Source organism: Parapedobacter sp. GCM10030251, from assembly GCF_042666505.1.
Classification (GTDB): Bacteria; Bacteroidota; Bacteroidia; order Sphingobacteriales; family Sphingobacteriaceae; genus Parapedobacter.
In genome coordinates, this window is the sequence record NZ_JBHTDN010000014.1 from 1 (window position 1) to 12003 (window position 12003).

12 protein-coding genes and 1 pseudogene are annotated in these 12003 nt (G+C 41.9%); 10 read left to right on the forward strand and 3 right to left on the reverse strand.

What is annotated here, in order from left to right; translation table 11 throughout:
* The first annotated feature begins 174 nt into the window (after window positions 1-174).
* Entirely contained in the window at window positions 175-450 is a 276-nt protein-coding gene (locus ACFQRK_RS21930; RefSeq protein WP_379010390.1) for a hypothetical protein, read from the forward strand.
* A 512-nt stretch (window positions 451-962) separates the two neighbouring features.
* Window positions 963-1385, forward strand: a complete 423-nt coding sequence (locus ACFQRK_RS21935) for a hypothetical protein (RefSeq protein ID WP_379010392.1) — start codon at window positions 963-965, stop codon at window positions 1383-1385.
* A gap of 361 nt (window positions 1386-1746) precedes the next feature.
* On the opposite strand, the gene ACFQRK_RS21940 is transcribed toward ACFQRK_RS21935, so the two are convergent.
* From ACFQRK_RS21940 to ACFQRK_RS21950, 3 genes are all read right to left on the reverse strand, one after another.
* The gene (locus ACFQRK_RS21940; RefSeq protein WP_379010393.1) at window positions 1747-2307 is read right to left on the reverse strand and encodes a hypothetical protein; all 561 of its coding nucleotides are present in this window, start codon (window positions 2305-2307) and stop codon (window positions 1747-1749) included.
* Between the two features lie 366 nt (window positions 2308-2673).
* The gene (locus ACFQRK_RS21945) at window positions 2674-4893 is read right to left on the reverse strand and encodes a S41 family peptidase (protein WP_379010395.1); all 2220 of its coding nucleotides are present in this window, start codon (window positions 4891-4893) and stop codon (window positions 2674-2676) included.
* 61 nt (window positions 4894-4954) lie between these two features.
* Entirely contained in the window at window positions 4955-6316 is a 1362-nt protein-coding gene (locus ACFQRK_RS21950) for an RNA-binding domain-containing protein (RefSeq protein WP_379010396.1), read from the reverse strand.
* A gap of 141 nt (window positions 6317-6457) precedes the next feature.
* On the opposite strand from ACFQRK_RS21950, the gene ACFQRK_RS21955 reads away from it, so the two are divergent.
* The 8 genes and pseudogenes from ACFQRK_RS21955 to ACFQRK_RS21990 all read left to right on the forward strand — a co-directional run bounded on the left by ACFQRK_RS21955 (window position 6458) and on the right by ACFQRK_RS21990 (window position 11984).
* Window positions 6458-6832 carry a DoxX-like family protein gene (locus ACFQRK_RS21955; protein WP_379010474.1) on the forward strand — a complete coding sequence of 125 codons (375 nt, stop codon included), beginning with the start codon at window positions 6458-6460 and terminating at the stop codon, window positions 6830-6832.
* Window positions 6798-7532 (forward strand): DUF2071 domain-containing protein, encoded by a 735-nt coding sequence (locus tag ACFQRK_RS21960; RefSeq protein WP_379010398.1) that lies wholly within the window; start codon window positions 6798-6800, stop codon window positions 7530-7532. Before ACFQRK_RS21955 ends, ACFQRK_RS21960 begins: the two co-directional genes overlap by 35 nt.
* Window positions 7499-8290, forward strand: a complete 792-nt coding sequence (locus ACFQRK_RS21965) for a class I SAM-dependent methyltransferase (RefSeq protein ID WP_379010399.1) — start codon at window positions 7499-7501, stop codon at window positions 8288-8290. The genes ACFQRK_RS21960 and ACFQRK_RS21965 overlap by 34 nt, the downstream gene beginning before the upstream one ends.
* On the forward strand, window positions 8274-8672 hold the full coding sequence (locus ACFQRK_RS21970; RefSeq protein ID WP_379010400.1) for a hypothetical protein: 399 nt from the start codon (window positions 8274-8276) through the stop codon (window positions 8670-8672). Before ACFQRK_RS21965 ends, ACFQRK_RS21970 begins: the two co-directional genes overlap by 17 nt.
* Before the next feature lie 986 nt (window positions 8673-9658).
* Window positions 9659-9855 (forward strand): annotated as a pseudogene (locus ACFQRK_RS21975) (ORF6N domain-containing protein).
* The gene (locus tag ACFQRK_RS21980) at window positions 9855-10103 is read left to right on the forward strand and encodes a hypothetical protein (protein WP_379010402.1); all 249 of its coding nucleotides are present in this window, start codon (window positions 9855-9857) and stop codon (window positions 10101-10103) included. Before ACFQRK_RS21975 ends, ACFQRK_RS21980 begins: the two are co-directional and overlap by 1 nt.
* Window positions 10104-10110: 7 nt before the next feature.
* The gene (locus tag ACFQRK_RS21985; RefSeq protein ID WP_379010403.1) at window positions 10111-10533 is read left to right on the forward strand and encodes a hypothetical protein; all 423 of its coding nucleotides are present in this window, start codon (window positions 10111-10113) and stop codon (window positions 10531-10533) included.
* A gap of 350 nt (window positions 10534-10883) precedes the next feature.
* On the forward strand, window positions 10884-11984 hold the full coding sequence (locus ACFQRK_RS21990) for a DUF695 domain-containing protein (protein ID WP_379010404.1): 1101 nt from the start codon (window positions 10884-10886) through the stop codon (window positions 11982-11984).
* The last annotated feature ends 19 nt before the right edge of the window (window positions 11985-12003 follow it).

Genomic DNA, 12003 nt, shown 5'->3' on the forward strand with positions numbered 1-12003 from the left:
AATCAATGAAGATCGTATTTTATTCGGCAGGGCCTAAAAACCCTGCCGTGTTTTTGTGCATTCTTGTTGCCAATTTTGGAGCATTCTTATTTCCCAATTCTTGTGCAGTTACAATTGCCGACTACACCAAAGTAAAGATGAGATAGATCGTCAACTTCAAGACCTGCGCAACGAATGGGAATAGACTATCTGTGGGATACCAATACGGTTATCTATTACCTACAAAGTCAGTTCCCCCCAAATGCCGAGCGGTTTATGGATGGCGTATTGAAAGAAACCCGCCCAATTATATCAGCGATTACGGAGATTGAATTACTTTGTTGGAAAACGGCCACTACCAACGACATCAAGGTTCTCAAAAAATTCATTGGTGATGCCTACGTCATCGAGTTGGAACAGTCTGTTAAGGATTTAACCGTAGATATCCGAAAACGTTATAATGTAACCTAAAACTGCCCGATGCCATCATTGCGTCATCTGCATTGGCAAATGACTTGACATTGATTACCCGCAATACGAAAGATTTTGAGCGAATTAATAAGCTTAAATTAGTGAATCCATTTGATGCCCCGAATTCGAGGAATTGAACATATAGGACGGATACTCCAGCTGTAATCTTACCCTAGCTAGCTACACCCAAAACTAAATAATTCCAATCAGACTGGCGCCAGCACCAAAAGCTATAGCGCCGATAGTTATGGCTAAGATGCACAATTTCGCCCGTGCCCTTCGTTCTGAAGTGCCGTGTATAAAATTTAAGAGGTGAAAGCTAGAAAATAACCACAATACTTATTATCTTTATCGTAACCAATGAATTGCCGTAAATGAACAAACAATAAAGTTACGCGAACAAAGGAAGTAATTGTGCTCAAGAAGCCTCAAAAGCCCGGTCAGTATTTTTAAAACAAGCGGTGTAACTATACCTACTAAGTCAATTGTGAAATATAGAAAACTAAATAATCATGAAAAGTATACTAATCATATTATTATTTTCAACCAGCCACACAGGGTTTTCACAAATAATCGATAATGATTCGATGTCAATGGCGCTCAGCCAATTGGTGTCTTATAAGATTGACTACGAAAAGCTCAAGCGGGATGCCGAATTAAATCCGGAACGGTATTCAAAGAGTAGAGATTCTCTATACGCTGTATATGTTGCCCAATGCAATAAAATTAAAAGCAAACCCGACCAGTATTTAAAATATATCGATTGGGCACTTCAAAGAACAGAGTTATCCGATGAGCACATATTCTATAATTACGTAGACATGACCGAACAATTTGACGCCAATAAATACCTTATCTCCAAACGAAAATTGTACTTAGCAATTAAGTATATCTTGCTCGTAAAAAACGAAGACGTATTGCCTGAATATCTCTGAGGGGAAAATCGGCTCGGTCTCCCCTGCCCTGACGAAAATCGGTATTTCCGTAACGGACACAATTACAGCTATCCTTGACATTAAACGACCTGCATAGTTCAAAAAATAAGCCCCGAAACGGGGAGAATCGGGGCTTTCAAACTAACCTATTATAAACCTAAATTATGAAAAGACAAATTTTACTAACTGACTATATAACGTATGAAGGCTCCGGATTGTTACAACGAATTTGTTAAGATTTGTTAAATCGACAATGGGTTAACGAGTACTCAGTTTTTTCCGCCAAGCCGGGTTGTCCAGACTATCAGGCCTGAATACCAGCATCCCCCACGTCTTCCTGATTTCCGCATCCACTAAATGCTCATTTTGATCGTGGTACAAAATACAATATCCGTCCGACTCCAGCATAATCCTTATGCATAATTAGGCATTTGCATTTATCGTATTTCCCAAGGTGCGGTTGTTCCATTCTGACAGGGAAGACGACGACGGTATCAGCATTGAGCGACTTCAGATCGTCGGATTTAAAGTCCGCAACTTTCATGGAGTCTGCAAAGGCTCTCATGATATTTTTCCAATTATTATTCGGATGAACACTTTCCATTGTAGCATCGTTGTTTTTATTTACGCCATTTGTAAGAGCAACCCGTAGGCGTAATTCATTGTCATCCGCTTCCAGAAACGGAATAGCAGAAACTCCGATCATGATATCATTATTCGTATTGATCAGGTAATCCAACACACCCAAACCTCCTTTACCGATCAGTGGAAGGAAGATCCGGGTTTCAGCTTCAAAATAACGATAACCTTCCGGCTGTTTATACACGAGATTACTCTCGTTCATCATGAAATGATCTGGTGTGAGTTTCTGCTGCGCAACAAGCTTTGCGGAAGAAACAATCAATAAGAATAAAAATTTCATACTTTTTTTCATACAAAACCCATAGGCTAGTCACACATCCGATGATTATTGTCCCCGTTATAACCTAAAATCTCCGCATAAAGGTATTTTGACAGAATAGATTTGCAAATCCGCCGTATCTTCTCGAAATTCGTCTTTAAGTTGGCATATAGAAAAATGCGAGATACTTTTCTAATATACTGAATTCCGGATAATGTACAACTTATTTTGTCAATTTAACCACGATAAACTATAACGTTCTCAAACCCGCACAACGGATTAAAGGTTTATGAAATGAGTCCTCTCACACGACCCTGCGTATCGTTCGGTAAAGGGCGGTTACTTAAGTTTTGATTCTGACCTTTCGGCATTGATCCGAGATCTGTACTATGGAAAGCGCTTTTTCTGTATCAAATCGATCGTATTTTTCAGTATAACATCCTCTCCATCTATAAATTCTGCCTTAGTCTCCGTAATATACGTATCGGGCTCAATACCCACTCCCTGTGTGGCTGTGTTGTCAGGAAAAAAAACACCTAACCCGGAATAGATAAATTCCATATTATTTCTCCCAATCATAGGTATTGATGCAATATCTCCATCTGCTCCGGCCGAGGTCCTCCCAACGAAATATATGTTCTTTTTTATGCTTTTTAGAAACATAATAAGCATTTCCGGTCTACTAAGCGATTCTTCTGACATCAATACGTATATATTCCCCTTATAGCGAAAATCGCTACTAGGTATTGATCGAGCCACCTGCTCTTTCAACAACCCCGGATAATTTTGTACCACCATAAACTTGATCATATCAGTGGTATCCTGAAAAAAAACGGACGCAAATTCTATAAAATCCCAGCTGGGATAATACCGACAGTCTATTATTACATTGCTTGCTACAGCTAATAAATTTTTGGTGGTAGGAACATCCGTATTCTTCCATTTCTCAACGTTAACATATAATATACTGTCACTTATTAGTTGATATGCGCCATTACCACCTGTTGTACGTTTCTGAAACGTCCAAAAGGGTTTAAAATCATACTGCTTAAAGTAGTTCTGGTCCTGATAAACACTGGCACGCCCTATGGCCCCGTTTGATACAAATTTAACAATGGAAGAATCCTTTTGTATAGGTGTCCTAGCAAGTAAGTTATGTTGAGTAATTACACGGTCTTTCATTTCGCGTCTGACGTGACTAATACCCGATCTTAACGTTTCTATCAGATATTGAACCCCGTATCCATTGATGGAAACCACTTCATCTCCCTGCTTCATACCTGTGTGTTTTGCATACAGGGTATCTATTTTTGCCACGTAGGCTTTGCCATCTAATAAAGTCAATCTAAAGGGAAGCAGACTTCCATTACCGCTCAGCGAAAAATGGGGAAGCAGAGAAGAACTGGTTGTGGCATGGCCATCCTTGATAGATGCATTCAACTTAAGAAGAGCACGGGTATACTTTGAGGAAGTGTTGGCAGCGGTAAATTCCGGAATCAGCTCTTCTAATATGTGAGACCATCTTTCCTTTACCAGGTATTTATATGGGCCATAATATTCAATAATATTCCAGTATCTAAATAGCGAAAGTAGTCTGTATCGATACTCCGAAAGAGAATTTTTATCATAGCCGTCTTCAGCAAATTCAGGTGATGGCTTACCCGTTTCAACAGGGGTTTTTACATAATCATTTTCAAAATGCTGGTAACATCTCGACAAAGACAGTAGTTGATCTTTTAACCTTTCGTCCAACACACTACTGTCGAATATCCACGTATAATCAATATTCATTTTTTCAAACGCTGTGGCGCTATCCAATCCGGGGGAAGAAGTTAGCGTACAGCTATTTTCATACGTCGCCGTATCAACCAATTTGGTTATGACGTGCAGAAAATTCTCCCGATCCGTGTTTTTAAACAGTGTATCAATATTATTAATCAAGATTCTGTCCCAAGCTATATCCTCGTCGCTTATTTTTGGAGAGAAATATTTAAGATATCCCCACACCTTCCCCAAAAGCTGAAGGTTCGCAGCAAAATCAGTAACCGTTTGAAATTTTGAGCTATGGGTTGATTCCCATTCTTTACTAAACTCCCCTTGTGTTATCTTAATGCGATAATTCCTACAGCTGACGAGGCTATTGGGATTAAGCACAAAACCTAAATACAAGTTGTTTATTTTCCTATCAAATGGAATAGAAATCGTAACTTTTCCTGATGAACTTCGACCTAATAGATCAACGATTCTGGGATCTTTCAACGCTACAATTTTAGCACCCATTTTAACATGTACAAACATGGCAGGGGACGTAGAATCATTCTGACTGATGACGTTATCTATAAACGCCTCAATTTTTATCATTCCACTATCAGTTTCGGGGATGCCAAATTGGTTTTGCAATATTGTAAGTCCTGTATCTGCTTTTATTGACAAAAAATCCACCTTTAGGGAATCTTTTTCGTTTGTTTTTAATTCTACAACACTACTGTTTTTTGTGTATGTCCAACCGGATTTTGAATTTTTGCTATTGTTTTGAGCGCTGACTGTAATAGCTAGGAAGAGAAAAAGGGCGCTAAATATTAACTTGATGTAAACTTTGTTCGGCATAACATTATTGTCTGGTTAACGATCATGTAATCTTCCTGGAAATCAGCTACGAATGTATAATTTAGTCACCGATGACCTCCCAATAGCCACCCTTGGCCGGACCGATACGCGATAATTTCTTTTTCTTTTGCAATTGGCTGATATTTCGCTCTATAGAACGCTCAGTAATTTCCAATAATTGCGAAAGCTCAGGTATTGTGATATCGGGATTCTCTCGGATGTACGCTAAGATTTTCCCCGACGTTTTCCCCGACGTTTTCCCCGACGTTTTCCCCGACGTTTTCCCCGAGTTTCTATCGATTTCGGTTGCCGCCTCAGCATACACAACAACCCGAAATCCATGCTGGAAGTTTTCAAATTTAGGGGCCTTCAAGCCGTATTGTCCAAACGCTTCTCGGATCCGCCTGATACCCGACCCATACTTTTCTATCAATTGAGCTTCCTTGAAAGTAGCAGCGACTTTACGGTTGCGGGAGTAGGATGAATACTCATCGGCAAGCAACTGCTCGATGGTGATTGTATCCGGCAAATGACCGGGATTGAAAAACTCGATATAATCGTCAAAGATTTTTACCGATGAGTCACCGCTATTCATGTAATCGCGATGAACCACCATATTCGTAACGATTTCGCGAAGCGCCGGCATCGGGTATTGCCAGCGTTCTTCCCGTTGCGGGTCGCCGGTGATGACATATCCCTTATTGATGTGTTTCCGAATGAACGCTAGCACCTCCTCCACTTCACTGAATAGATCGCTGCGGACAGTCACCCCATCCTTGATACTGGTAGGTGTCGAAAACCGCCCCAATTCAATGGCCGCCTGAAAGACATCGTTTTTCGCAAACAATAGGAATCCGGCATTGGTCACCTGCATATCCCGGATCAATTCAAACTTGGTCAACACAGTCAACGGGTCATCGAAGAGCGGTGTCTCCTTTCCCTGGTTGCATTTCTCAATGAACTTCACTACTTTTTCCAATGCAAGATCGTCAAGTGTCCGATCGGGGTTGAAATAACTATCCCAACTGGTATTGAAAGAGCGCAGGTGCAGGTCAGCGATTTCTGTCAACGTCAACTGATGATTGGCATTGTTTACGCGCTTATAATACCGACCTTTGAACGAAACGGGCTTTACCGGAAACTCCTTTACGGATAATACGCCGACGTTGATTCCTTCGAAGTCAATTGCTTCAGCATCGGGGATGATACTTGGCTGGGTTTTATTCTTGATCTCGTTTACCCACTTCTGCAAGGACTCGTTGCCTAAAGTAAAACCCTTTAGTGGCTTGCCATTATCATCCACACCGACGAACACCCGGCCACCCCTGCTATTGGCAAAGGCTGTAAGCGACTCAATGACAGCATCAGTAAACGAACTCTTGAATTCAATATGCTGGTCTTCTCGTAATTTGGTTTTTGGCATATCCGTATCGTTTGATTGTTTTTTCGGACGCTTCAAAGGTATCGTTTTATTTTTTATGAGGTAAAAAAAATCAGCTTATACCATAAAGCCTATATTTGCCTTAAATACATTAACCAATATTCGTTGACAGTATACCGTGCATTGACTTGCTCCCTAGCAGCAATATGGCTAACAAACGGCCTTGTTTGTAAAGTATTAGGCTTGGTCCCAAGGCACGAACAGATCGTAGCCAGAATATTGGGGGATGGCTTTTCCAGACCGCTAACCTTGCTGATTGGGCTGGCCGAAATGGGAGTGGCAGCGTGGATTTTAACTGGGTGGATACCGAGAACAAATGCCATTGCTCAAATAATACTGGTAGCAACAATGAATATACTGGAATTCTTTTTGGCACCGGACTTACTGCTTTGGGGGCGGGTAAACGCTGTATTCGCCGCTTTGTTCATCGGGCTTATCTATTACTGGGAATTTGTGCTTAACTATGACGATACTGAAAAATCATCCGTTTGCAGTTGACGCGTTCTTCGAACATTCGGTGACATTAACGTTTGCCGTACCGAAAGTGCATTTGGCTGATATAATTCCGTCATGCCTCGAATTGGACGTGCTGCGGAACGAATGGGCTTTCGTAGCGGTTGCCATGGTACAAACAAAGAACCTGCGGCCTGCCGGTTTTCCGAAATGGATGGGCAACGATTTTTTCCTGATCGGCTATCGGATTTTTGTCCGCTACAGGACCTTGTCCGGAAAACGCCTAAGGGGATTGTATATCCTCCGGTCCGAAACGGATAAGGATAAAATGACTTTTCTAGGAAACATCTTTACCCAATACACATATTCGACTACCGATATCAGCGTGGTGGCAAACAACACATCGACAATGATACGTTCGGATAAATCCAGATTTGAAGTTTCCACAGCATATTCTCCTGAGGATGTAATGCTGCCCGCTGGCTCCCCATTTGTAGATTGGAAAGAAGCTCGGAAGTTTGCGGGGCCGATGCCATATACCTTCGCGTACGACACAGCAAAAAAGAATGTAGTGATCGTTGAAGGAGTGCGCCAGAATTGGAACCCGGCCCCGCTTGCAGTCCATAATTATTCGATAGGCTTCTTTGACCAACTGCAACTCCGGGATGTGGTATTGGCGAGTGCATTTGAGGTATCGAAAATATCTTACCATTGGAAAAAAGGAAGGGTGGAAAAGTGGGGATGAAACGGAAACCGTACCAAGGTGTGGTAAATATCATCCGCTTCAACTGGCATTTCTACTTGATAGCCGGCACAGCCATAGCATCGGCGTGGATATGGGCAGACGCGTTTCCGGATGGCGTCCGGCAGTTGATCGTGATCACAGCTATCTTTGCTTCCTTCTGTATTGTTACTTCATTAGCCGTGTCTTTATACATTTATGATCTTTCCGATCTATACCATTTGAAATGGCTCGGCAATATCGGTTTGCAGGCCCACGAATCTCGGGTGTTGAACATCCATGCGGGATTCGATGAAATAAGCGGAATCTTGATGCACAAATATGGCAAAAGTGCCGTGACCATCTGCGACTTCTATAATCCAGAAACACATACCGAAGTGTCTATCAAACGGGCAAGAAAAGCATATCCGCCCCATCCGGCGACCATTACGGCTACCGCGGACAACTTGCCTTTTTCTGATGGAGCATTTGACTTGGCAGTAGTGATGCTGGCTGCGCACGAGATCCGTAACAGGGAGGAACGTATGCGGTTTTTCAAGGAAATAGGCCGGATAACCGGACCTTCGGGAAGTGTGGTTGTAACGGAGCATCTACGAGACATCAATAATTTTCTGGCGTTTTCACTCGGGTTTTTCCATTTTTACAAACGGGCATCGTGGCTACGGACATTTGAGGCGGCAGGCTTGATCGTGAAACAGGAAATAAGGTCTACACCGTTTATTACGACATTCATACTGGAACAACATGGCAGTACATCTTAAAATAACCGGCGTACTACTGGTGGCTTTAGCCTTTATCCACATGTTTTTTCCCAGGTATTTCAATTGGCGGAAAGAACTGATGGGATTGAGTCTGATCAATCGGCAGATGATGCTGGTACATGTGTTCTTCATTGCGCTGACTGTATTCTTGATGGGCTTACTATGCCTAACGCATACGGATGAGCTGATTTCGACCGGTTTGGGGAAAGCGATTTCATCGGGCCTGGGTATTTTCTGGGTAATCAGACTGGCTATTCAATTTTTTGGCTACGCGTCCGAACTCTGGCGCGGAAAAGCATTCGAGACCACTGTGCATCTGGTGTTCAGTTTATTATGGGTATATTTCAGCACGGTGTTTCTTTGGGTAGGGATTGTTGATTGACCACGGGAACGGATCGTAGCGGTGCCTGCAATCCGGCCGCTCAGGGTAGCCGTTCGGGGTAATCTTCCCGAAAAAAAGTTATTTCTATTATTGGACGTCAAAAACTAAACACCTTTATTTACCTCAAGTAGAGTATCTATCTTGAGGTCACAATTTGTGACTTCAAGACGGAACGACCAACTTATGACAAAAACTGAATCAACACAAACCGAAGTTAAGAGACTTAGCTAAAGCAAAGCAACGCCTGTGGCCGGATATTACTATTTCTCCGATACACGCCTTCACGTGCGGATGACATTTTCAACGATCAAGGATATTGAGCTATACAAAATAGGGAATATCGAATTAGCAGAACCAATCAAATGGAAGCCAGCAGAACTGCTTGGCGAGACAGAATTTCTGAAACCATGAGGTGTCAATAAGCAGTTTCGATCACCATAAAACTCACAAAAAAAGCCCCGAAACGGGGAGAATCGGGGCTTTTAAACTAACCAATTATAAACCTAAATTATGAAAAGACAAATTTACTAACTGACTATATAACGCATTCCCGCCCCGCTTTGTTACAGCAGGTCTGTTAAGACATGTTAAAAAGACAATGGGATGATAAAAAGAAACCCGTTACCTGAAAGATAACGAGAATCCGCCCCAATGGGATTAGGGGCTATCAACCTAAACCTAGGATGAAGATAAACATTTGATTCCACGTTTGGAAATTAAATCCTGACGCCCTACCTTTATAGCTGACCAGTGCAGCCTGGCCTGATGCAAGGAATTTTGACGGTGGTGATACGTTTATGGCGTAGGTGCTTATGTGGCGTTGACCGCAATAAATTTTGAAAGGATATTTATAGATAAGTTTTCACAGACACAACCTACAATCAATGGCTAAAACCGAATCTACACAAAACGAAACCATCAAGAAAACGGTAATACCTGACGAGGTAGTTATCAGCAAAATATACCTCATCCGGGATCAAAAAGTAATGCTTGACAGCGATTTGGCAGATTTGTATGGGGTCGAAACCAAGCGGCTGAACGAACAGGTCCGCCGTAATATAGCGAGGTTCCAGAGGATTTCATGTTCACGCTCACTCACGAAGAATTTGAAAACTTGAAGTCGCAAATTGCGACTTCAAGTTGGGGAGGTAACCCAACGCTTTTACTGAACATGACGTGCTAATGCTATCGAGCATATTGAACAGCGAGCAGGCAATACAGGTAAATATTCAGATCATGCGCATCTACACCAAAATAAGGGAGATGCTGCTCGCGCATAAGGACGTATTCCTCCGCGTGGAACAGGTGGAAAAACAAATGATCAAACAGGACCAGAAAATTGAGGTATTGTTCAGTTACCTGAGTAAGTTCATCGAACGGGAAGACAAACCACAAACCCGTATCGGTTATGAGATAGGTGGTAAAAAATAGAAACGCTATGTCACAGGTTTTGCATTACTTCGACGAAATCAACAATAACGAGCGATTCTTCATTGAAAAGATAACTGAGCTGCCTGGTAATGGGTTGGAAATTCAGATCGTTCTACCCAATGTCGGTGAAGAAAGGGATAATATCCCCGTGACGTACGATGAGCAAAGTCCTCGTTTTCTTATCACGTTTGAAAAGTACATCGGGTATGCTGTGCTCAACGAAAGTTTCGATAATGGCGATCCCACTACTTGTGTGGAGGGACGATATTTACGTATCTGCGAAAACTCGGTATTTCTTGATTTCATTGGCAAGGACACCTTTGCCACGGCTGATTTTCCCGGCCCATTCCGCCACTTTCAGTTGCTCGGTCAGGATCAAATTGTTAACGTTGCCTGCGAGAAGGAGCCGTTGATAATGCTACGAAGTTGACAGAGCTAAAGAGGCACAAATAAATGCATTGATCGAATTTGAGTTTGATTTCAACAGGTTTGTTTATTACAACGGCTGAAAGTCACCGAATCTAAAGGTCGCATTTTAGATGGGACAACCTTAAAGATTGAGTTTTGATTAATAGCCATCGAGAACGTAAAGCGATCGTAATTTATTTGTCGGTTGGATTTGGACGTTTTATACAAATTCTCCTACCTTTAAAGAAACCAATGGTGACCTGGGCCTGAAGCGAGCGGAAATTTGGTGGATTAACAAAGTTGAGGCTATGTCATTAACTTATTTGTTGCCGATGTAGCCTATAAACGGAAAATGACTATACCGAATAAACAATGAGTTTTTTACAGAAGATTTTTGGCTCGAAAAAAAATACCATAACGACCTACAGTGAGTTTTGGGGCTGGTTTATGGCAAACGAACAAGCATTTTACAATATTGTAAAAGGTGGCAAGAATCCAGAAGCTGACTTTTTCAGCAAACTTTCGCCCAAGCTTGGGGAACTTAAAGACGGATTTTACTACCTAACAGGGATGTACGACAGCAACACCGCTGAATTAGTGTTTACCCCGGACGGAATTGTCAAAAATATTGTATTCGTTGAAGAACTGGTTAAGGCAGCGCCTACGATTACTAACTGGAAATTTACAGCGCTCAAACCGGCTCTTGAGATAGACAATGTGGGCATCAAGATGGCGGGCTATATTTTTGATAGTAAAAACCTTTTTTTCTATGCCATCGATCACGAACGCTATCCCGACGAAGTGGAAATTGCCATCGTTCACAAAGATTACAATGAAAAAGACAAGTCGATAATCATCAATGGAACATACATTTTCCTCGACAACTACCTCGGCGAATTGAACGCCATCACCATGATTGACAATTTAGAGATAATTCCGCCGGACCAGACCGAAAAAGAGCTGATCCCAATAGCCAAACTAAAAGATTATCTAGTTTGGAGGGAAAAGGAATTTATCGAAAAATACAGCGGGCTTCGTTATAATACAGCTAATGATAATTATTCGAGCTTGGAAGCGACGCTTAAAAACCAACGCCCCTTAATTGCGATAATCAATACCACTTTACTTGATTGGGACGCAAAAGCGTCGCATCCGTGGATTTTGAAAGTTAAAGTCGCCTACAACGGCGATAAAAACAACGGTCTGCCTGACAACAGCACTTATGGACTGCTTCAAAGCCTTGAAGACGAAATAATGCTTGAGTTAAAAGATCTTGACGGCTATCTAAACATAGGCCGACAAACAGCGGATAATGAAAGAATAGTCTATTTTGCCTGTAATGACTTTAGGAAGCCCTCAAAAACTCTTCACGACCTAATCACAAAGTATCGGGAGAAGTTAGATGTCGAATACGACATTTACAAAGACAAATATTGGCAATCGCTTGAACGGTTTAGACCGGAATTGAGTTAGTTGACCAAAAGGGGTGTTG